Origin of the sequence: Actinosynnema sp. NPDC091369 (assembly GCF_044757065.1) — a bacterium.
Taxonomy (GTDB): Bacteria; Actinomycetota; Actinomycetes; order Mycobacteriales; family Pseudonocardiaceae; genus Actinosynnema.
This window is the reverse complement of the sequence record NZ_JBIVUG010000015.1, coordinates 150162-170667: the sequence shown is the minus strand read 5'-3', so window position 1 is coordinate 170667 and position 20506 is coordinate 150162. Positions and strand designations below refer to the sequence as shown.

The 20506-nt window shown below is 68.3% G+C and carries 22 protein-coding genes and 1 tRNA gene; 13 read left to right on the top strand and 10 right to left on the bottom strand.

Annotation, left to right across the window (positions count from 1 at the left end; genetic code table 11):
- Positions 1–388 precede the first annotated feature (388 nt).
- A complete protein-coding gene (locus tag ACIQMJ_RS36110; RefSeq protein ID WP_499765499.1) occupies positions 389–1144 on the top strand; it encodes a hypothetical protein in 756 nt (251 codons plus the stop codon).
- A 196-nt stretch (positions 1145–1340) separates the two neighbouring features.
- Here the strand turns inward: ACIQMJ_RS36110 and ACIQMJ_RS36105 are convergent, their stop codons facing one another.
- Together ACIQMJ_RS36105 and ACIQMJ_RS36100 are read right to left on the bottom strand one after the other, a co-directional pair.
- Positions 1341–2273 carry an NAD(P)-dependent oxidoreductase gene (locus tag ACIQMJ_RS36105; protein ID WP_499765498.1) on the bottom strand — a complete coding sequence of 311 codons (933 nt, stop codon included), beginning with the start codon at positions 2271–2273 and terminating at the stop codon, positions 1341–1343.
- Between the two features lie 3 nt (positions 2274–2276).
- Entirely contained in the window at positions 2277–3074 is a 798-nt protein-coding gene (locus tag ACIQMJ_RS36100; RefSeq protein ID WP_499765497.1) for a GntR family transcriptional regulator, read from the bottom strand.
- Between the two features lie 240 nt (positions 3075–3314).
- Here ACIQMJ_RS36100 and ACIQMJ_RS36095 point away from each other — a divergent pair, with 240 nt between their 5' ends.
- From ACIQMJ_RS36095 to ACIQMJ_RS36050, 10 genes are all read left to right on the top strand, one after another.
- Positions 3315–3560: a hypothetical protein gene (locus ACIQMJ_RS36095; protein WP_499765496.1), complete on the top strand. Its 246-nt coding sequence runs from the start codon at positions 3315–3317 to the stop codon at positions 3558–3560.
- The gene (locus ACIQMJ_RS36090) at positions 3557–4009 is read left to right on the top strand and encodes an RRQRL motif-containing zinc-binding protein (RefSeq protein WP_499765495.1); all 453 of its coding nucleotides are present in this window, start codon (positions 3557–3559) and stop codon (positions 4007–4009) included. Before ACIQMJ_RS36095 ends, ACIQMJ_RS36090 begins: the two co-directional genes overlap by 4 nt.
- Positions 4009–4413 carry a hypothetical protein gene (locus ACIQMJ_RS36085; protein ID WP_499765494.1) on the top strand — a complete coding sequence of 135 codons (405 nt, stop codon included), beginning with the start codon at positions 4009–4011 and terminating at the stop codon, positions 4411–4413. The genes ACIQMJ_RS36090 and ACIQMJ_RS36085 overlap by 1 nt, the downstream gene beginning before the upstream one ends.
- A complete protein-coding gene (locus ACIQMJ_RS36080) occupies positions 4410–5261 on the top strand; it encodes an ABC transporter permease (protein WP_499765493.1) in 852 nt (283 codons plus the stop codon). The genes ACIQMJ_RS36085 and ACIQMJ_RS36080 overlap by 4 nt, the downstream gene beginning before the upstream one ends.
- Entirely contained in the window at positions 5258–7483 is a 2226-nt protein-coding gene (locus tag ACIQMJ_RS36075; RefSeq protein WP_499765492.1) for a P-loop NTPase family protein, read from the top strand. Before ACIQMJ_RS36080 ends, ACIQMJ_RS36075 begins: the two co-directional genes overlap by 4 nt.
- Before the next feature lie 158 nt (positions 7484–7641).
- A complete protein-coding gene (locus ACIQMJ_RS36070) occupies positions 7642–7911 on the top strand; it encodes a hypothetical protein (protein WP_499765491.1) in 270 nt (89 codons plus the stop codon).
- Between the two features lie 25 nt (positions 7912–7936).
- Positions 7937–8947, top strand: a complete 1011-nt coding sequence (locus ACIQMJ_RS36065; RefSeq protein WP_499765490.1) for a bifunctional DNA primase/polymerase — start codon at positions 7937–7939, stop codon at positions 8945–8947.
- A complete protein-coding gene (locus tag ACIQMJ_RS36060) occupies positions 8944–10104 on the top strand; it encodes a DUF3631 domain-containing protein (protein WP_499765489.1) in 1161 nt (386 codons plus the stop codon). Before ACIQMJ_RS36065 ends, ACIQMJ_RS36060 begins: the two co-directional genes overlap by 4 nt.
- Positions 10101–10328: a helix-turn-helix domain-containing protein gene (locus ACIQMJ_RS36055; RefSeq protein WP_499765488.1), complete on the top strand. Its 228-nt coding sequence runs from the start codon at positions 10101–10103 to the stop codon at positions 10326–10328. Before ACIQMJ_RS36060 ends, ACIQMJ_RS36055 begins: the two co-directional genes overlap by 4 nt.
- A complete protein-coding gene (locus tag ACIQMJ_RS36050) occupies positions 10312–11469 on the top strand; it encodes a site-specific integrase (protein WP_499765487.1) in 1158 nt (385 codons plus the stop codon). The genes ACIQMJ_RS36055 and ACIQMJ_RS36050 overlap by 17 nt, the downstream gene beginning before the upstream one ends.
- 69 nt (positions 11470–11538) lie before the next feature.
- Here the strand turns inward: ACIQMJ_RS36050 and ACIQMJ_RS36045 are convergent, their stop codons facing one another.
- From ACIQMJ_RS36045 to ACIQMJ_RS36010, 8 genes are all read right to left on the bottom strand, one after another.
- Entirely contained in the window at positions 11539–12168 is a 630-nt protein-coding gene (locus tag ACIQMJ_RS36045) for a hypothetical protein (RefSeq protein WP_499765486.1), read from the bottom strand.
- A 163-nt stretch (positions 12169–12331) separates the two neighbouring features.
- Positions 12332–12405 (bottom strand) — tRNA-Pro (locus ACIQMJ_RS36040).
- A 177-nt stretch (positions 12406–12582) separates the two neighbouring features.
- A complete protein-coding gene (locus tag ACIQMJ_RS36035; RefSeq protein ID WP_499765485.1) occupies positions 12583–13701 on the bottom strand; it encodes a sensor histidine kinase in 1119 nt (372 codons plus the stop codon).
- On the bottom strand, positions 13695–14351 hold the full coding sequence (locus tag ACIQMJ_RS36030; protein ID WP_499765484.1) for a response regulator: 657 nt from the start codon (positions 14349–14351) through the stop codon (positions 13695–13697). Before ACIQMJ_RS36030 ends, ACIQMJ_RS36035 begins: the two co-directional genes overlap by 7 nt.
- Positions 14352–14408: 57 nt before the next feature.
- Positions 14409–15815 (bottom strand): ribosome biogenesis GTPase Der, encoded by a 1407-nt coding sequence (der, locus tag ACIQMJ_RS36025; protein WP_499765483.1) that lies wholly within the window; start codon positions 15813–15815, stop codon positions 14409–14411.
- The gene (locus ACIQMJ_RS36020; protein ID WP_499765482.1) at positions 15812–16456 is read right to left on the bottom strand and encodes a lysophospholipid acyltransferase family protein; all 645 of its coding nucleotides are present in this window, start codon (positions 16454–16456) and stop codon (positions 15812–15814) included. Before ACIQMJ_RS36020 ends, der begins: the two co-directional genes overlap by 4 nt.
- Positions 16453–17181, bottom strand: coding sequence for a (d)CMP kinase (gene cmk / locus ACIQMJ_RS36015; protein WP_499765481.1), 729 nt, complete (start codon positions 17179–17181; stop codon positions 16453–16455). Before cmk ends, ACIQMJ_RS36020 begins: the two co-directional genes overlap by 4 nt.
- A 469-nt stretch (positions 17182–17650) precedes the next feature.
- Positions 17651–18760 (bottom strand): DUF1015 family protein, encoded by a 1110-nt coding sequence (locus tag ACIQMJ_RS36010; RefSeq protein ID WP_499765480.1) that lies wholly within the window; start codon positions 18758–18760, stop codon positions 17651–17653.
- Between the two features lie 19 nt (positions 18761–18779).
- Between ACIQMJ_RS36010 and ACIQMJ_RS36005 the strand changes: the two genes are divergently transcribed.
- Together ACIQMJ_RS36005 and ACIQMJ_RS36000 are read left to right on the top strand one after the other, a co-directional pair.
- Positions 18780–19262: a cation:proton antiporter regulatory subunit gene (locus tag ACIQMJ_RS36005; RefSeq protein WP_387493695.1), complete on the top strand. Its 483-nt coding sequence runs from the start codon at positions 18780–18782 to the stop codon at positions 19260–19262.
- 5 nt (positions 19263–19267) lie between these two features.
- Complete coding sequence (locus tag ACIQMJ_RS36000; protein WP_499765479.1) at positions 19268–20452, top strand: cation:proton antiporter; 1185 nt, start codon at positions 19268–19270, stop codon at positions 20450–20452.
- Positions 20453–20506: the final 54 nt, after the last annotated feature.

Sequence of the window (20506 nt, the reverse complement as noted above, 5' to 3'; positions counted from 1 at the left end):
AACGCCCGAGCCCAGCCCAAGACCGGCTTCGCCACCGACTCACCCATCCGCACCTGGACCCATTACCCCGCCAAGGCTGCGTGACAAGCCACTAGTGAGCAGCAGACGAGGCGGCGTCGGACGTGCAGCTGCGCGCACCTGACGCGGGATCAAGTGAGACAGAAGGCGCACCGCTAGTCACGCACAGTAAACGTCCAGATGTCCATTGCGAGAAGCCGCTCAAACAAGGTGAGGCGCGTTCAGTAGATGGCGCAACGTTTGCTCCCGAGCCTCGGGATTGACCCATCCCCTAAGCTACGTGCTATGCGCACACGGCAGCCTCTTGTCTCAACATAAGGTGCGGCCGGTAGCGTAGAGTCGAATCACCATCGATCCACGAGGAGGAAGCTTGTTGGGACGGCTGCTTTCCAGGGAGTCGTTAAGCAAGGGTCTAAACGAACTCTTGATTGATGCCGAGCACTGGATTATTCAGGTTCAACGATCTCAGTTCGACTGGGATAGTGGAAGCCAACAAGAACCTGCCCTCACCTTCAGAAAAGGTGACGATCTGGAACTGTCGCCAAACCTGGATCCTCGATTAATAAAGTCGAAGCGCGTCAAACTTTTAGCCTTTTGGTCCGACGGTGGAGCTATATCGATCAACTTCACCGACGGACGGATAGACGTTATCTTAGAATCCCCGTCGACTGACGAGCGCGTGGCAAATTTTAATGAAACCGTCAGCGTAGGGGCTGCGAGTAGATTTCTTTCAGCCGGATGGGCGCTAATACTATTTTTGTGGCCATTCCTCATAGGGATGATGGGATACGCCGCAGGAACCGCTTTTGATTCGAATTTCAGGACTTGGGCACTGGACCAGGGCCGGAAAGACAAGGCTCCTCCGTCTGAAGTCGCCGATACGATAGTCCAAATCGGGTTTTACACGTGGCCAATTGGACTCGCACTTGCACTAATGATCGGCTACGTGAGATTGATGAGCGGCGGACTGAAAGTTAAACGCACCCTTTTCACGACCACGTCAGTACTCCAATTTATTTATAGACTCCGCAAGGAAACCTTCCGCAGGGATGGGCTTCGCCAGATTTGGGTCGCTTCTGCGGCTGGGATTATCGTTGCGCTAGCAACGGTTTGGTTCGTGAAGTAACATTATGCACGCTAAAGGCTCTCAATGCCTTCGCGCAGCGCTTGCAGGTGCACCACCAAACCAACACTGATCTGTTCGACAGCGCGCAAACAGCCGGTTGACACCCTTTCAAAGGGTGTCAACGGCACCTAAATGACTAGTGTCAGGTTTACAGAACTGACATAGGATTATGGCAGGAGTGAGCAGGCAAACCACATCACCTTGATGCAGCGTTCGACGGCGTGTTGCCCTCTATAAACATTTTGATCTGTCCAGCAGCCACCTCATAGCACAGCCGGTTAACACCTGGAACTGTGCGCGCCGAGTGTGGGCTAATAATCACTCCTACGCAATTCCAAATCGGATGACCGGATGGTAGCGGCTCAGGGTCTGTGACGTCCAACGCCGCACGCAAACGACCGCTCTGCAGCTCCTTCACCAGTGATGAAGTGTCAACAATCTGACCACGACCGGCATTAACAAGCAATGCATTATCGTCCATTGACGCAAGAAATTCTGCGTTGACGAGCTTACGCGTGCCATCATTTAGCGGAGCTGTGATTACAACGATCTGATGACCGGGGAGCAGATCCGGAAGTTCAGCAGACGCGTGCACATCCTTCCGCGAACTAGAGGCTACAAGCGTCGAAGTGGCATCGAACGCTGCAAGACGCCGGGCCACCGTCATCCCGATGCTCCCCGCCCCCAGAATCAGGACTCGCTTACCTGAGAGCGTATCAGCGTCGAAGCGACGATGAGCCCATATCTGGTCATCCTGAAATCTGACCAGGGCTGGCCACTGGCGCAGTTGAGCGAGGATGGCCGAAAGTACCCATTCGGACACTGGTCCCGCATGCGCACCTCTGGCACTGGCCAAAGTTATCTCAGCAGGGACATGATTGATCCACTCGTCCACACCGGCCGAGAGGAGTTGAACCATGCGCAATGTCGGCAATTGTTGGAGCAGTGGAATAGGTCGGTGACTGCCGCGATACGGCGGAATCAATATCTCCGCTGCACGCTGCGTGTCATTCAAGTTGAGGTCATTCGGGTCATAGGCCACTACTTCTAATTCTGGTTCGGAAGCAAGGATGCTCGCGCCGACCTCGTCATCAGCCTCGCCGCTGACCAAGACTTTGATTCGCCTCATCCGTCAGCCCTCGTTCACAATCTGCGTCACTAGTTCTCGCGCCTGGGTCTGTAGTGGTGCACCAGATGCGCTGTTGTTCACTGTGAAGTGAGGGACAGGAGGCCGGAAGTCGACATCTAGCGAGGCAACGTAGTTCGCCCAGTTATCCAGTTTGAACGAGTCGCGCGCTGCACCGCGGTGGCGGATGTAGGTATGCATCGTGTCAGGATCACAGTAAACCCATACGATTGACACCTTGGCACCCATGTCTGCACAGGAGGCTTCCAATCTGTCCAGCCAAGCCGAATCCCTGAACTCTTTGACGAAGGGAGCTGTGACGATGGCACTGTTTCCGCACTGAACATTCTCTGTCATAGTTTTAATTAGCGCCTCGTACTCACGTGGACGGATGCGCGACAGATAACCTTCAGACTCCCGGTCATGCGGGGAAAGTCCGAGTACTTCCAGCGCAGCTTCAACGACCGGCCGAGTCAAGCTATCTTTGTCGAGCATGGGCCAACCGGTTTCACGGGCAAGCACGCGGCCAAGTTCCGTCTTCCCACTTCCCGCATATCCACCCACGAGCAACACATGTGGTGAGTCGGTGCGCACTTCGACCCGCGCAGCTTGATCCGGAGCATTCACAACACGTCCGGCCCGCGGCTTGCTGACGATCACGTTCTCACTGGCGAGCAACTTCATAGCCTCGTTGATCGTGAACACGCTCACGCCCCACTGCTCAGCAAGGTCACGAGTTGACGGCAACGGCTGACCGTGACGCAACACGCCCGCGGCGATCTCGTTGCGGATGTTCCGAGCCACCTGCTGCTGGAGCGGCTCCCCTCGTGAGACACGAGGACTCTGGCCTGACATGCCACCTCCGGTGTGCTCGACGTCGGACCAGGAGCATACCAGTCGCCTAACAGCCCGCTGACCAGCATTTGCCCTGGTAGAGGCCGTTTTCGGGACAGAATGTGGCCAAACAGTTGACCTGGTCTTCTAACAACTGTTAGCTTCCTCTCGTCGCCAGATGTGGCGGCAACCACACTTGGAGGAAGCCTGATGCACGGCGAGAACGACAAGACCCGCTTCAGCCCGGACGGGCTCAGCGAAGCGGTGATCGACGCGCTGATCGCGGAGGTGGCTGACGAGTTGGCGGACCTGCCGTCCGCCACGTCGGCGCTGTTGGACGGATCGGCGCTCGCGCGTCGGGACCGGCGGGAGGAGCGGCGGGCGCTGGGTGGCACGGTGCGCGTGCTGCGCGTGTCGGCTCCGCTTGTCGGTCCGGTGGGTAACGAGGCCGCGTGAGGGCGGGCAAGTCGTTCCCGTGGGTCAAGGTGGCGTCGGTGCCGTGGGCCGAGGGTGAGCAGTTCACCCGCGGCACGCACGACGGATTGCCGCTGTTGTCCTACGGCTGCGCCCCGCGGGACAAGCTCGCCACCTACCGGCAGTTACGGGCGGTGGGGCTGCGGCCGAACGGTCAGGACCCGGTGGCGGTGCTGTACGTGCGGCACAGCGGGTCGGGCAAGACGGTGTTCGCGTCGCTGTACCTGATCGAGCGGGCCGCGCCGGTCCGTCCGATGACCCCGGCGAAGTTCACCGCGTTGGCCAAGGCCAACCTCGCGCGGCGCATCTGCCGCGGCTGTGGCAAGGACCCGTTGTACGTACTGCCGACCAGCACACGTCTGTGCTGGCCCTGCTTCGAGGCCGAGACCGCCGAGGGCGGCACGGCCGACGACTACGCGGAGGCCGCGTGATGAGCCTCCGACTCCACTCCCGGATCACCCGGGACCGGCGGCCGACTCCGGCCAAGAAGACACCGCCGGTCCTGGTCTCCACCACCCAGAAGAGCAGGCAGGAGATCACCAGCATGTCGAGTCCGACGACAACGCACAACCTGACCGGTGACCTGATCACCACCTACCCCCTGCCGTTCCTGCTGCTGGCCCTGGTCACCGCCGTGGTGACGCTGCTGCTGTGGCGGGTCGTGTTGTCCGCTCTGCTGACCGTGTCGGCGCTGTGGACACTGGCCACGCACGACGGCAACGCCGTGGTGCTGGTCGCGCTGCTCATGCTGGCGTTCGCTGCGGGTCTGGTGTTTCAGCCCGCCCGTGGTGCGCGCCGTCCGGTGCAGATGCGCCGTGCGGAGGTGGCGGCATGACCAGCGCGTACCCGACCCCGTTGGACACGCTGACCGACCAGGTCCGCGACCTGGCGACGGACCTGGGCCAGTGGCCCTCGCGCAACCAGGTGATGAAGCACTGCAAGGTCGGTGCGCCCAAGGCCACCGCGGCGTTGGACGCGCTCAAGGCCACCGGGTTCACCCCGGAGCAGGCCACCGCGTCGACCGACCCCGCCACGGTCCGGCGGCTGCACTCGGTGCCGGTCGAGTCCGACCAGCCGACGCCTCCCACCACGGAGCCCGCGACCGCCGAGTCCGCCCCGATCACGGAGAGCACGATGCCCGAGGCGGATGACGAGGTCACGCCGGTCGCGGACCCGGTCCCCGCTCCGGCGGAGGTCGAGTCCGTCCCCACCGTCACGACGCCTGCGGGACGTGGTGCGCGGGTGCGGTCGTGGCCGCTGCTGCTGTTGGCCGCGGGTGCGTTCGTGGCCATCTGGGGTGGCTGGGTGGGTCTGGGTGAGAAAGCGGGTTTCGGCCCGATCCGGTTGCTGCCCGGTATCGCGGACGGGTTCGTCATCAACTCCGCGATCACTCTGCCGATCGGGGTGGAGGCGTACGCCGCGTATGCGCTGCGGGTGTGGCTGTCCGGCGCGACCCGATCCGCGCGTGCCCGGTCGTTCGCTCGGTGGTCGGCTATCGGCTCGCTCGTGCTCGGCGCGCTCGGTCAGGTGGCCTACCACCTGATGGAGGCGTCCGGGATCGACGTGGCCCCGTGGTGGATCACCACGTTCGTCTCTGTGCTGCCCGTGGTCGTACTCGGCTGCGGGGCTGCCCTCACTCACCTGATTCACGACCAGGACGACGACGCGGAGGTGACCCGATGAGCATCACCACCACGACGATCGGCACGCCCGATCCCGCCGAGCGGTCCGACGAGACGCCCACCAACGTCTACCGGCTGCCTACCGCCGACACCGCCGCAACCGCGGAGGCACCGGGGGCGGCTGTGGAACCGGCGCCGGAAGTGTTGGACGCGGAGTTGGTCGAGGACGACGACACCGCTGGTGAGCGGCCGACCATGCTGGTCGACCAGCCCGGTAGCGCGAGTGACGCGGACTGGGTAGCGCGGCTGCGGGAGACCGAGCGGCTGCCGATCGTGCCCGGCTACCTGCGCACCGTCTCGGAGGCCAAGCAGACCGCGGGGTGGGTGGCGCGGCACTACGCGCACACCACCGGCTACCACGCGGTGCGGGTGCCGCTGTACCTGCTCAAGCTCGCCGCACGTTCGCCTCAGGGTGCGGTGCTGCTGTTGGCCGCGACCGGCCGGTGGGTCTCGGACTCGGAGGGCCGTCCGCTGCGGCGGGAGATGGCGTTGCGGGGTGAGGCCGAGAAGTACCTCAAGCTCGTCGCGGAGCGCAACGCGCGGGTCCGGCTGCGGACGATCCTGCTGCTGGTCGGGTCCACGCTCGGGGTGGTGCTGTTCATGGTGCTGCCCGAGGTGACGCCGGGGTGGGTCACCTGGGTCTGCGGCATGGTTGCGCTGGGCATTCTCGGCAAGGTCGGCACCCCGGCGGACAGGCCGGTGGCCGGTCGTGCGGTGGTCGGTGCGCAGGCTGCCAAGCTCACCTCGGATGTGGTGGTGCGGGCGCTGGCCTCGCTGGGGATCTCCGGGATCAACGGGCCGGTGGCCAAGCACGGTGAGCGCGCAATCGGGTTCACCGCTCCGATCACCCGCGACGGACCCGGCTGGCGGGCGGACGTGGAGCTGCCGCCCGGTGTCACGGCCGCGGAGGTCATCGAGCGCCGGGACAAGCTCGCCTCCGGGCTCGGGCGTCCGCTCGGGTGCGTGTGGCCCGAGCACAACACCGCCGGCCATCCCGGTCAGCTCGTGCTGTGGGTGGGTGACCGGGACATGTCCAAGGCCAAGCAGCCCGCGTGGCCGCTGGCGCGTGGCGGTGCGATCGACTTGTTCAAGCCGCAGCCGTTCGGCACCGACGTGCGCGGCCGGTGGGTCGAGATCGTGCTCATGTTCGTGTCCGGGATCATCGGCGCAGTACCGCGGATGGGCAAGACGTTCACCCTGCGCGAGTTGCTGCTCATCGCGGGGATGGACCCGCGAGTGGAGCTGCACCCCTACGACCTCAAGGGCACCGGCGACCTGTCCCCGCTCGCGCCGATCTCCCACCGCTACCGGGCCGGTGACGACCCGGAGGACATCGACTACGCCTTGACCGACCTCCGCGCGCTGCGGGAGGAGATGCGCCGCCGTACCAAGGTGATCCGGGAACTGCCGAAGGACTTGTGCCCGGAGAACAAGGTGACCACCGAGTTGGCGTCCAAGCGGTCGTTGGGGCTGCACCCGATCGTGATCGGGGTGGACGAGTGCCAGGTGTGGTTCGAGCACGAGAAGCACGGTGCGGAGTTCGAGGAGATCTGCACCGACCTGGTCAAGCGCGGACCGGCCACCGGCATCGTGTTGATCCTGGCCACCCAGCGGCCGGACGCCAAGTCCATCCCTACCCAGATCAGCGACAACGCGGTGCTGCGGTTCTGCCTCAAGGTCACCGGGCAGGGAGCCAACGACATGGTGTTGGGCACCTCGTCGTACAAGAACGGTGAGCGCGCTACCCAGTTCACCCTGTCGGACAAGGGGATCGGGCTGCTCAAGGGCGTCACCGACACCACCACCACGGTCAAGGGCGTCTACATCGACGGTCCCGGCGCGGAGACCATCGCCGCACGGGCACGCGCGCTGCGCACTGCCGCAGGGTTGCTGTCCGGCTACGCCGCGGGCATCGACACCGAGGTGGACGCCACGCCGACGGCCACGCTGCTGCACGACGTGCTGTCCGCGATCGGGGACAACGACAAGGCGTGGTCGAAGTCCATCGTGGATCGGCTCGCCGAGCTGCGCCCGGACGCCTACGGCACGTGGGGCGGGCTGCCCGACGACACCGCCAAGGCCACCCAACTGTCCACCGCGCTCAAGCCCTACGGCGTGCGCACCAAGCAGGTGTGGGGCACCGACCAGGTCACCGGCAAGGGCCGCAACCTGACCGGCGTCGAACGCAGCGACATCGTCGCCGCTCTCACCGAGCGTGACTGACCTGACGGCCGCGGACTGACGCGACCACGGCTCTAGGTCTAGAGCCCAACCCCTCTAGACCTAGAGCCCCCTCTAGACACCCAAACCTTCGCTGGCCAGCGCCCTAGCACCTAGAGGCGTCGGTCCCGCGCACCCGAAAAACGGCCCGGAGGCCACCCGTGGACACCCTCACCACGATCATCACCAGCCCGATCCTCCTCACCCTGACCATCACCCTCGGTTACCTCGGGGCGTGCGCGCTGTTCCCGTTCAAGCGCTGCCGCGCCTGCAAGGGACGCGGTCACCACCAGTCTCGGCTACTGCGCGGCTACCGCCCCTGCCGCCGCTGCGACGGCAACGGGATGCGGCTGCGCATCGGCCGCAAGGCGTGGAACGCGGTCACCCGCAACCGCCGCGCCCGACGCGCCCACCGCCGTTCCGGCAACTGACCACCACCGTCCACAGGAGACAGCGATGGACTCCCGCGACGAACTCATGCGCCACGCCCTTGCCGCCGCCGAACTCGGCTTCCACGTCTTCCCGCTGCGCCCCGGAGAGAAGATCGCCGCACTGCACAGCGAGAAGCGCTGCCCCCGCACCGGAGCGTGCCGCGACGGACACGCCAAGCCCGAGCAGCGCGCCACCACCGACCCCGCCGTCATCGAACGCTGCTGGTCGGCCGGACCGTTCAATATCGGCATCGCCACCGGCCCAAGCGGACTGGTCGTGATCGACCTGGACACCCGCAAGTCACCCGACGACGTGCCCAAGGACGGCTGGAACCGAGGGGGCATCGTGGACGGCCACGACGTGTTCACCGCCCTCTGCCAGGAAGCCGGACAGCCGGTGCCGTGGGAGACACGCACCGTGCGCACCGCACGCGGCGGAACACACCTGTACTTCCGCGCACCGTCCGGTGTGGAGCTGCGCAACACCGAGGGCGACAAGGGCAACGGACTCGGGTGGAAGGTGGACACCCGCGCGTGGGGTGGCCACGTGGTCGGACCGGGATCGGTCACCCCGAACGGCGGTTACACGGTCACCGACGACACCCCGCCCGCCGAACTGCCCGGCTGGTTGGTCCAGCGCCTCACTCCCAAGCCGCCACCGGCCCGTACAGCGCCGATCGTGAGCCGTTCTGAGCGGCTACCGGCCTACGTCACCGCAGCGGTCAGGGGTGAGCGGGACAGGGTCGCAGCGGCGCAATCAGGCGCACACACCAAGACGTTGTTCGTCGCCTCCGTCGCGCTGGGGCAACTCGTCGGGGCAGGGCTACTCCCCCCGGCTACAGCAGAAGCGGAACTGTTCAACGCCGCACTGCACATGATCACCGACCGGTGCACCTGCACCGACCGGGAAGTGATCCGCACCATCGGCAACGGACTGCGTGCCGGAGCCTCCCGACCCCGCAAGACGCCCGAGGACCGCCCCACGGCGACCGGCGCACCGCTGTTCGACCGACCCACCCGGAGGACCGCCGCATGACCGCCGCACTGCGCGTCGTACCGACCGCCCCGCCCCTGCCCGGTCACGTCATCCTCGACCAGGCCCGCGACTTCGTGGCGCGATTCTCCGCGTTCCCCTCGCAGCACTGCGCCTCGATGCTCGCCCTCTGGTACGCCCACACCTGGGCCGCGGAGCACTTCTACGTCACGCCGCGGCTCATCCTCTCCTCCGCCGAACCGGGGTCGGGCAAGACCCGCGTACTCGAAGTCGCCAAGCACCTCACCCAAGCCCCCGAGATGACCGCTTCAGGGTCCGCCGCGGCGTTGGTGCGTATGGTCGCGGCCGGTCCCATCACGATCCTGTTGGACGAGGTGGACACCATCTTCGCCGCAGGCGGAGGCGGCAACGAAGACGTGCGCGGGATGCTCAACCTCGGATACAAGCGCACCGCCACCATCCCCAAGGTCAAAGGCGACTCCGGAGCCGGTTTCGTGGTGGAACGTCTCCCGATTTTCGCGCCCGCCGCGCTGGCCGGACTCGTCGGCTCCATGCCCGACACCCTCACCACCCGCGCCATCACGGTCAACCTGCGCAAGCGCCGCCACGACGAACACGTGGACGGCTACCTGGAACGCCGCGCCGAACGCGACGCCGCACCGATCCGGGACGCGCTGGCCACCTGGATCACCGGCATCGGGGAACAGCTCGGCGACGCCGAACCGACCATACCGCCCGGTGTGCACGACCGGTCCGCCGAAATCTGGGAACCGCTGCTGGCCATCGCCGACGCGGCCGGAGGCCACTGGCCCGACACCGCGCGGGCCGCGTGCGTGCACTTCGTGCTCAGCGCCAACAAGCCCGCACCATCCCTCGGCATCCAACTGCTGGCCGACCTCCGCACGCTGTTCACCACGGCCGGAACCGACCGGATGCACACCACCGACATCGTGGAACGCCTCCGCGCGATGGACGACGCGCCGTGGTCCGACCTGTACGGCAAACCGCTCGACTCGCGCCGACTCGCACGGGAGTTGAGCCGCTACCAGGTCGCACCGCTGACGTTCAAGCACAACACCACCAACGCCAAGGGCTACGTCACCTACCCCACCGACAAGCAGGTGGAACAGGTCGGCTTGGCGGACGCCTGGGCGCGCTATCTGCCGGTTGGGAACGCGGACGACAAGGGGGACCGGTGAACGACACGGCCGTGGTCATCGAACTGACCAAGTACCTCTACAAAGTGCCCGAAGCGATGAGGCTGCTGTCCCTCAGTCGCAGCACCTTCTACGAGCAGATGCGGGCCGGACGGATCAAGTTCGTCAAGCAGGGCAGCGCCACGCTCATCCCGGCGTCCGCGATCCGGGCCTACGTCGCGCTGTTGGAGCAGGAATCGGGGGTGCATTATGGCGAAACGGCGTAGCCGCGGGGACGGCGGACTGCACTGGGACGAGAAGCGGCAACGGTGGATCGCTACCGCGACCATCGGCTACAACGCCAAGGGCAAGCGGATCACCCGCAAGGCCAGCGGCAAGACCAAGACCGAAGCCAAGGACAAGCTCAAGGAGATCCTCCGCGACCTGGACGACGGATTGGCCATCACACCACACGGCTACACCGTCAAAGACGCCGTCACCACGTGGTTGGACTACGGCTTGCGCGGACGCGACCCGGAAACAGTGAAGAACTACCGCTACCAGGCCGAAGGGCACATCATCCCCAACCTGGGAGCCCGGAAACTGCGCGAGCTGACCGCCGACAACGTGGACGAGTTCCTTGCCGAACTGTCGCTGACGCTGTCCACGCGGACGCTGCGGCTGGTGTACTCCATCCTCAACCGCTCGGTGCGCATGGCGCAGGCACGCGACAAGGTCAAGCGCAACGTGGTGCCGCTGTGCGAGGTACCGACCGGGCAGACGGGCCGTCCGTCGAAAGCGCTCACGCTCGACCAGGTGGCCGCAGTACTCGACGCGTCGGAGAACACGCCGATGTACGCCTACATCGTGCTATCGCTGCTGATCGGCGCACGTACCGAGGAACTGCGCGCGTTGACATGGGAACACGTGGACCTTGAGGGCAAGCCGGACGCCGATCCGGTCGTCCTGCCGTCCATCTCGGTGTGGCGGTCAGTTCGCCAGGATGGCGACACCAAGACCCGCAAGTCACGGCGCACGCTGGCCATGCCGACGCGGTGCGTGGACGCGCTCAAGGCACACCGCGTCTACCAGACCGCCCGACGCGAACTGGCAGGCAAGCGCTGGCAGGAACACGGGCTGGTGTTCGCCTCACAGGTCGGGACCGAGCTGGACTCGCACAACGTCCGGCGCGCGTTCCGGCGGGTAGTCAAGGACGCTGGACTCAATCCGAAGGACTGGACACCGCGGGAGATGCGGCACAGCTTCGTGTCCGTCCTGTCCGCGTCCGGCGTGCGGCTTGAGGACATCGCGCGCCTGGTCGGACACAGCGGCACGGCCGTCACTGAGGCGGTGTACCGACACCAGATCGTGCCCGTCATGGTCGAGGGGGCGACCGCTATGAACCGAATCTTTCCGAAGGCGAGTTAGATCGCATCTTTGAAGCTTTATAGGAGCGGATCCGCTGGCAGAACACCGCCCAGCGGGTCCGCTTCGTGCTCAGGTCACGTCCCACTTTACTCCCGCCTGCTCTAGCTCATCGAGGTGGTGGAGCAACTGGCGTACCTCATTGGCGACTCGAAGCAGGTGATTGAGGATCGTCTGGTGAATAAGGAGTCCGGCCCCTGCGCCGATAAGTTCTTGATATGTAGACACTTTGTCAGGATCGAGGTGATAAGTGTTGCCGTAGTACTCTAGTTCGACCAGGTCACAAGGGTAAAACTCATCGTCCTGCTTGGGCGCTGACGGCCTGTACCACCGGTTGCGAGCCTCCTTCTGTTCCTTCCTCTTTTCAGCCCATGCAGCGGCCAGGTGGTTAAAGCCCTGCGCCTTCAACTGCCGCATTACAACGGTATCGATCCCCTCCAAAGAGACCTGGGCGTCGTTGCGCTTCTCGAAGGGGCGGACATCGATCATGAGACGACTCAGTTCTTCGGGAGTAACCCGGGTGCCGCTCTGGGCGAAGGTGCCGTCTTGCTGCTCATCGAGCCTGTACTGGATAGTCATCCCGCTCTGGACGAGAGGGTTGGCCAGCAGATCGGCGGCCTTGAGCCGAAACAACGCGATGCGGTCTGCTGATGACGACGCTGGGCTAGGCATGGCGGACTCCTGGTGGACGTGGTTGAACACGCGCTCAGCGAGCGAGGCCGGGGCAGCTCGACTGCCATAGTCACGCAGTTAGTCACTCACCGCCGCGTGAGACGGCCACCAGGCCGGAAGCATGATCGACCCCTGGAACGGAAAGAGCCCGCTGACCAGGTGTTTTACCTGAATCAGCGGGCTCTTTCGGCCGTCGGGACGACAGGATTTGAACCTGCGACCCCTTGACCCCCAGTCAAGTGCGCTACCAAGCTGCGCCACGTCCCGGCCACATCCCGTTGTGGGGTGCGCGGATAGCTTAGCGCACTCGCAACGGGCCCCCGACGCGGCCCCCCTCATTTGACGATCAGAGGTTCTACCTGCGGAAACGGCAGGGGCCCGCGGGTGGCGGGCCCCTGGTCCCCTCAGTCGCCGGTTCCCCCCGGAGCGGCGCCTCGGGGCTTACTATGCGGTCGCGTGGGTTGGTGCACTACCGCCGAAAGTTGAGTCATCTGTGTCAACTTTCGACGGACCCGTCGGTAGGGTGGCGTCGACGGTGAAGCCGCCGGTCGGGCCTGTGGTGGTGGTCAGCATTCCGCCGGCTTGGGTCACTCGTTCCTTCAGGCCGTGCAGACCTTGGCCGCCTTGGTCCGGGATCGGCGGTCGGGTGGTGGGTTCGTCGTTGACGACGGTGACGCGCAGGTGTCCGTCCTTTTTCGACAGTCGGACGCGGACGGTGGCGTCGGGGGCGTGCTTGGTCACGTTGGTCAGTGCCTCTTGCACGACGCGGTAGGCGGCTCTGCCGGTGGCCGGTGGTGGGGGTGGGCCGCTGTTGTCCTCGTAGTGCACGGTCAGGCCGGCGGACCTGGCGCGGTCGACCAGGGCCGGGATGCCCTCGAAGCCCGGGGTCGGCTCGGTGTTGAGCAGGCCGAGGGCGGCGCGCATCTCGGCCAGGGCCTCCTTGGCCAGGGCGCGCAGGCGCAGCGCCGTGTCACGGGTCGTGGCGTCCTCGGTGGTGGCCGCCAGCGCGGCCGACTCGACGGCGATCAGGGTGGCGTGGTGGCCGACGGCGTCGTGGATCTCGCGGGCGATCCGGGCGCGTTCCGCCGCACGCGCCCCGTCCTCACGTGCCTCGACCTCGGCCGTTCGCGCCCGGGACGCCTCGGCCAGGCTCGCGGTCAGTTCGCGCCTGGTGGTGATCAGGGCGCCGAGCGCGGTGGGGGCGCCGGCCATGAACAGGCTGAACGAGAACGTCAGCAGTGCGGCGCCGGGTGCCAGGGCTTGGGTGACGACGACCAGCGCGGACGGCAGCACGGTCGCCAGCGCCACCCAGGTGATCATCACAGGCGCGGTGCACTTGCGACCCACCCGGTAGAGGGCGACGACGGTCGGTGGCCAGCCCAGGCCGCCGACCAGGCCCGGCAGGCAGGCCAGGGCCGCGAGCGACGGTCGCCACCGGCGCACCGGCAGCAGCAGGCACGCGGCCAGCGCGGTCGTGGTGGACCACGTGTACGGGACGTGGTCGGCGAGCAGGACCATCGCGGCGGGCACCACGACGACCAGGAGCTCGAGGAAGATCACCACGTGCCCACCTGGTGCGCGACGAGGGCGGCCTGGACGCGGTTCTCGACGCCCAGCTTGGTCAGCACGGTCGACACGTAGCTCTTCACGGTCGCCTCGCTGAGGCCGAGGGACGCGGCGATGGCGCTGTTCGGCTGCCCGCTCGCCAGCAGTTCGAGCACTTGGCGCTCGCGGGCGCTCAGGCCGTCCAGCTGCGGGTTCCGCCGCAGCCGGGCGGCCCGGATCCGGGGCAGCAGGCGGGCGGTGATCCGGGGGTCGAGCACGGCTCCCCCGGCGGCCAGGTCGAGCACGGCGCGGACCAGGGCGTCGGGTTCGGCGTCCTTGAGCAGGAAGCCCTGCGCGCCCAGTTCCAGCGCCGTGGCCACGTAGTCGTCCAGGTCGAACGTGGTCAGCACGGCCAGCGCGGGCGGGTCGGGCCAGGCCAGCACGGCGCGCAGCGCGGCCAGCCCGTCCATGCCCGGCATCTGCACGTCGACCAGCGCCACGTCCGGCCGGAACCGGCGGACGACGTCGAGCAGCCCGGCGCCGTCCGCGGCTTCGGCCACGACCTGGACCCGGCCGTCCGCTTCGAGCAGCACCTTCAGCCCCCGACGGAGCAGCGCTTCGTCGTCGGCGAGGACCAATCGCACCGGCACGTCGTCAGGCAACCGCATTCGGCCTGCCGGAGCAACCTGCCGCGACGAACGCGCCGGCAACCGGCCGCCGGTCGCCTACTTCTTCGGGCGCTTCTCCCGCACCCGCACCGAGATGCGCACCGGGCTGCCCTGGAAGCCGAACTCCTCGCGCAGCCTGCGCTCGATGAACCGCCGGTACCCGGCCTCCAGGAAACCGGTGGTGAACAGCACGAACGTCGGCGGCCGGGTGCTGGCCTGGGTGGCGAACAGCACCTTGGGCTGCTTGCCGCTGCGCACCGGCGGCGGGGTGGCGGCGATCAGGTCGGTGAGCCACGAGTTGAGCTGACCGGTCGGCACGCGGGTGTCCCACGACTTCAGCGCGGTCCGCAGCGCGGGCGCGAGCTTGCGCACCGCGCGCCCGGTCAACGCCGAGATGTTCACCCGCTCGGCCCACGGCACCCGGACCAGCCCGCGTTCCAGCTCGCGCACCATCGCGTTGCGCCGGTCCTCGTCCACGAGGTCCCACTTGTTGAACGCCAGCACGCACGCCCGCCCGGACTCGACGACCATGGTCAGCACCCGCAGGTCCTGCTCGCTGATCGGCTCGGACGCGTCCAGCAGCACGATCGCGACCTCGGCGGACTCGATCGCGGCCTTCGTGCGCAGGGACGCGTAGTACTCCGCGCCGGACGCGAAGTTCACCCGCTTGCGCAGGCCCGCGGTGTCGACGAACCGCCACAGCTCGTCGTCCAGCTCCACGAGCGAGTCGACCGGGTCGACGGTGGTGCCCGCGACGTCGTGCACGACCGACCGGTTCTCGCCGGTCAGCCGGTTGAGCAGGGACGACTTGCCGACGTTCGGGCGGCCGACGAGGGCGACCCGGCGCGGTCCGCCGCGCACGGCCTCGTAGGTCTCGCGGGGCGTCTCGGGCAGGGCCTTGAGGATCGCGTCGAGCATGTCGCCGGAGCCGCGGCCGTGCAGGCCGGACACCGGGATGGGTTCGCCCAGGCCCAGCGACCACAGGGACGCGACCTCGGCCATCAGCCGCTCGTCGTCGACCTTGTTGGCGACCAGCAGCACGGGCCGCTTGGACCGGCGCAGCAGCTTCACGGCGGCTTCGTCGGTGGTGGTGGCGCCGACGGCGGCGTCGACCACGAACAGGATCGCGTCGGCGGTGGCCATGGCCAGTTCGGCCTGGGCGGCGACCGAGGCCATCATGCCGGTGGCGTCGGGTTCCCAGCCGCCGGTGTCGACCACGGTGAACTTGCGGCCGTTCCACAGCGCGTCGTAGGCGACGCGGTCGCGGGTGACGCCCGGCACGTCCTGCACGACCGCTTCACGGCGGCCGATGATGCGGTTGACCAGCGTCGACTTGCCCACGTTCGGCCGGCCGACGACGGCGAGCACGGGCATCGGCGGCGTGCCGCCCTCCTCGCCCTCCACCGTCTCGTCGAACGCGGTCCAGTCGGACTCGTCCGCCCAGGTGCCGTCCAAGTCCGTCATCGTGCTTCTCCTCGCTGGCTGTCGAGCTCGGCCACCAGCGTGGCCAAGCGGTCGCGGACCTGCTCGGTGGCCTTCACGAGCGCTTGGCGACCGCGGTCGCCCGGCAGCTCGAACGGCTCACCCACGAGCACGTCCACCACGGGCCGGAACCTCCGTCGGGTTCCGGCCGGGCGCAGGGTGCCGCGGCACGCGACGGGCACGACGACCGCGCCGGTCGTGCGGGCGAGCCAGGCGGCGCCGGCTTGCGCCTCGGCCACGTCGCCCGCGCCGCGGGTGCCCTCGGGGAACACGCCGACCACGCCGCCCGCCCGCAGCACCCGTTGTGCGGCGAGCAGCGGCGCCCGGTCGGGCGCGCCGCGCCGGACGGCCAGCTGGCCGATCTTGCGCAGCAGCGTGCCCACCACGCCCTTGAACATCTCCTGCTTGATCAAGAACACCACACGCCGGGGGAAGAGGCCGAAGAGGATCGGTCCGTCCGCCATCGAGCTGTGGTTGGCCACGACGACCACGGGTCGTTCGAGCGGGAACCGCGAGATGCCGCGCGCCCGCACCCGGAACGACGCCCGGAGGGGTACGCGCGAGATCCACCGGCCGACGTCGTGCAGCCGGGGCGCCGACCCCTCGGGGAGCTGGTCGGTCACCCGCGCACCCGTCCGCTCGGCTGGGCGAGGAGGCCGTGCGCGTCCACCAGGTCGAGCAGCGCGGCGAGCGTGCCGGGGAGGTCGAGGGAGGTCGTGTCGAGCACGACGGCGTCCTCGGCGGCCCGCAGCGGCGACACGGCGCGCGACGAGTCGTAGGCGTCACGGCGCTGCACGTCGGCGAGGGTGGCGTCCAGGGTGGACTCACGGCCGGAGGCGCTGTCCTGCTTGGCGCGGCGCTGGGCGCGGGCCTCGGCGTCGGCGGTGAGGTAGACCTTGAGCGGCGCGTCGGGGACGACGGCGGTGCCGATGTCGCGTCCTTCGACCACGATGCCGCCCGCCTCGTCCAGCGCCCGGGCGATGATCCGGCGCTGTTCGGCGACCAGCAGCTCGCGCACCGCGGGCACGGCGGAGACCGGTGACACGGCCAGCGTCACCTCGGGGCCGCGGATCTCGGCGCCGACGTCGTCGCCGTCGAGGAAGGTGGTCGAGTGGTCCGGGTCGGTGCCTTGGACGACGAGCGCGGCACCCGCGACGGCGGCGACCGCGGCCGCGTCGGCGAGGTCGACTCCGGCGCGCAGCACGGCCAACGTGACGGCGCGGTACATCGCCCCGGTGTCGAGGTAGCGCGCGCCGAGGGTGGCCGCGAGCCGGCGCGCGGCGGAGGACTTGCCGGTGCCGGAGGGGCCGTCGAGGGCCACCACGCCACGCAGCTCACCGTGTCCCACGGGGTTTTCCTCCTCAACGCGACGACGGTCGTCAACCTCCAATTGTGCCTGGTGTGGCCCGTCACACCCGCATCAGGGCACCGCCGGGGGCCGGTCCCGCCGCAAAGCTTTCCCGCACCCGCTCCGCCGTGGCCGCCGGGAACCGCACTTCCGCCCCGACCTCCCGCTCCGCGAACCGCCGCTGTCCGGGATAGGTCTCGGGCCAGTGGGCGCGGGAGGTGGATGACGACGAACCGGCTGCGGAGGCGGGTTCCGGTTGGGGCAGGACGAGTCGTGGACGCCCCTGGACCGGGTGCGCGACACCGTCGCGGACCGCGCGTGGCAGATCGAGGTCGGCCGCCCGCCGAAAGGCGCGCCCGCCGAAAGCCGGCGCTCTCGCAGGGGTCCCCGGCAAGGGGACCCCTGCTCTTATTCTGCCGGCGGAGTCCGACGATTCGGGTGCGTGAACGCCGACCTGTGGACAACCGCGTCAGTCCAAGTCGGCCAGCAGCAGCCCGCTGCGCGGTTTGGGCGTGAAGTACGTGCTCTTGCGCGGCATCCGGCCGCCCGCCTCGTGCACGGCCAGCACGTCGGCCAGGGGGACGGGGGCGATCAGCAGGACGGCGTCCGCCGGCACCCCGTCGGGCACGTCACCGGCCACCGGCCGGACGTGCGGGCTCTCCGGGTCCAGCCCGAGCGCCTTGTCCAGCAGCACCGCCTCGACGAACGCGTGGTCCACGCCGGCCGACGGCAGCTCGACGCGCACCGCGGACGACCCGGCCACGGCGACCACCACCCCCGGTGACGGGCGGGTCGAGGCGTCGACCGGCGTCACGGCCAGCCCGAGCGCCCGCCACGCCACCGCCATGTCCGCCAGCGACAGCCCGGTGCCCGCCACGGCCCGGTGGATCGGCCCGATCCGCAGGTCCGGACCTGCCGTGACCAGCGCCAGCAGGCCGGACAGCCCGGCGGACGCGGCGACCCGGTGGTTGCCGTCGGCCACCATCAGCGGGTGCTCGCCGGCGGCTTCCAGCAGGGCGTCCTGGCGTTCGCCCGGCCCGACCAGCCACAGCCAGTGCCGCCTCCCGCCCGGGTCGACCACGGACACGGCGGGCTCGTCGTCCACCTCCGCCACCAGCCGGGTCAACCGCACGTCGCGGGCCACCGGCACGAGCATCGCGGCGCTCGTCACGCAGCCCAGGCCGGACAGCACGCGGGCGCGTTCGGCGACCACGTCGGGGTACACGTCCTCGGTGTGCCCGACCGCCGAGGGGTCCACCATGCACAGCAGTCCGTAGGCGGTGCCGTCCGGGCCGTCCACCCGGTACGGCGCGACCACGTCCCGCACCTCGCGGTAGGCGGTGCGCCGCAGGTGGGCGAGTTCGGCGGCGGCGTGCGGCAGGGCGTCGAGCAGCGACGCCCCGGCGGCCAGCGCGGCGGGCGTGCGGTGCGGGTGCTGGACGGCCAGCAGCGTGCCGGGGCGGGCGCGGGCCAAGGCGGCGATGACGCGTTCCGGCTCGGCGAACTCGTCCACATCCGGTCCGGGTACGCGGTCACGAACCACCCAACCCCGACTTATCGCCCGAACACGTGTACGCATTCGTCTAGGATCACATGCTGTGAACGTCGAGGTGACGCCGCTTCCGGGGATCGGCACCCGTCAGGACTTCATGATCCGCGCGGGCCGTCGGATCGGGGTGATCACCCACCGCGACGGCAAGTTCGAGCTGATCGTGTCGCACCTCGACGACCCCGACGATTGCGCGGCGTCGATAGCCCTCACCCCCGCGGAGGCGAGCACGCTGGCCGGGCTGCTCGGCTCGCCGCAGCTCGTCGCGCACCTCCAGGAGCAGCACCGCGAGGTCGCGGGCATCTCCACCAAGCAGTTCCCGGTCGTGCCCGGCTCCCGGTTCGACGGCAGCCCGCTGGCCGAGACCGAGCTGCGCACGCGCACCGGCGCGTCCATCGTGGCCGTCGTGCGCCGCGGCTCGGTGCACCCGTCGCCGCGCCCGGACTTCGTCTTCGAGGGCGGCGACCTGGTGGTCGTGGTCGGCACGGCGGACGGCCTGGGCGCCGCGGCCGAGTTGCTGGGCGGTGGCTGACCACCTTGCACAGCACCGCACTCGCCCTGATCCAACTCGGCGCGGTCTTCTTCGGGCTGGGCCTGCTCGGCAAGATGGCGTGGCGGATCGGCATCTCCCCGATCCCGCTCTACCTGATCGGCGGCCTGGCCTTCGGGCAGGGCGGCCTGGTGCCGCTGCACGGCATCGAAGCCTTCACGCACCTGTCCAGCGAGATCGGCGTCATCCTCCTGCTGCTCCTGCTCGGCCTGGAGTACTCGGCCGCCGAGCTCGTGACGGGGCTCAAGCGGTCGTGGACGGCCGGGCTCATGGACATCGTGCTCAACGCGACGCCGGGCGTCATCGCGGCGCTGATCCTGGGCTGGGGTCCGCTGGGTGCGCTGGCGATGGGCGGCGTCACCTACATCTCGTCGTCCGGGATCATCGCCAAGGTGCTCGGCGACCTGGGCCGGCTGGGCAACCGGGAGACGCCGGTCGTGCTGTCGGTGCTGGTGTTCGAGGACCTGGCGATGGCGGTGTACCTGCCGATCCTGACGGCCGTGCTGGCGGGCGTGAGCTTCGCGGGCGGGCTGACCGCCGTGGGCATCTCCCTGGCCGCCATCACGGTCGTCCTGGTGATCGCGCTGAAGTTCGGCCGGTACGTGTCGGCGCTGGTGGACAGCCCCGACCCGGAGGTGTTCCTGCTCAAGGTGCTGGGCGCGGCGCTGCTGGTGGCCGGGGTGGCGTCGGAGCTGCAGGTGTCGGCGGCGGTGGGCGCGTTCCTGCTGGGCATCGCGATCTCCGGGTCGACGGCGGAGAACGCCACCCGGATGCTCGAGCCGTTGCGGGACCTGTTCGCGGCGATGTTCTTCGTGGTGTTCGGCCTGAACACCGATCCGGCGTCGATCCCGCCGGTGCTGGGGCTCGCGGTGGCGCTGGCCGTGGTGACGACGCTGACGAAGGTGGCCACCGGCTGGTGGGCGGCGCGGCGGCAGGGCATCGGGCGGATGGGCCGGGCCCGGGCGGGCGCGGCGCTGGTGGCGCGCGGTGAGTTCTCGATCGTGATCGCGTCGCTGACGGTGGCGTCCGGCGCGGTGGACGCGCAGCTCGCGGCGCTGGCGACGGCCTACGTGCTGCTGATGGCGGTGCTGGGGCCGGTGGCGGCGCGCGTGGTCGAACCGCTGGCCAAGAAGTTCACCCGAAAGCGTGGTACGACGCCGGCGACCGCCTGACCTGTATCTCTTCCCGACCCGACGGCTCCACTACGGCATACAGGCACGTCCGCG

Bases quoted from the DNA above. Each gene is read 5' to 3' on its own strand.
- ACIQMJ_RS36095 (WP_499765496.1), top strand. From the start codon at position 3,315: ATGCACGGCGAGAACGACAAGACCCGCTTCAGCCCGGACGGGCTCAGC.
- ACIQMJ_RS36060 (WP_499765489.1), top strand. From the start codon at position 8,944: ATGACCGCCGCACTGCGCGTCGTACCGACCGCCCCGCCCCTGCCCGGT.
- ACIQMJ_RS36065 (WP_499765490.1), top strand. From the start codon at position 7,937: ATGGACTCCCGCGACGAACTCATGCGCCACGCCCTTGCCGCCGCCGAA.
- ACIQMJ_RS36075 (WP_499765492.1), top strand. From the start codon at position 5,258: ATGAGCATCACCACCACGACGATCGGCACGCCCGATCCCGCCGAGCGG.
- ACIQMJ_RS36085 (WP_499765494.1), top strand. From the start codon at position 4,009: ATGAGCCTCCGACTCCACTCCCGGATCACCCGGGACCGGCGGCCGACT.
- ACIQMJ_RS36030 (WP_499765484.1), bottom strand. From the start codon at position 14,351: ATGCGGTTGCCTGACGACGTGCCGGTGCGATTGGTCCTCGCCGACGAC.
- ACIQMJ_RS36105 (WP_499765498.1), bottom strand. From the start codon at position 2,273: ATGAGGCGAATCAAAGTCTTGGTCAGCGGCGAGGCTGATGACGAGGTC.
- ACIQMJ_RS36080 (WP_499765493.1), top strand. From the start codon at position 4,410: ATGACCAGCGCGTACCCGACCCCGTTGGACACGCTGACCGACCAGGTC.
- der (WP_499765483.1), bottom strand. From the start codon at position 15,815: ATGACGGACTTGGACGGCACCTGGGCGGACGAGTCCGACTGGACCGCG.
- ACIQMJ_RS36050 (WP_499765487.1), top strand. From the start codon at position 10,312: ATGGCGAAACGGCGTAGCCGCGGGGACGGCGGACTGCACTGGGACGAG.
- ACIQMJ_RS36010 (WP_499765480.1), bottom strand. From the start codon at position 18,760: ATGCGTACACGTGTTCGGGCGATAAGTCGGGGTTGGGTGGTTCGTGAC.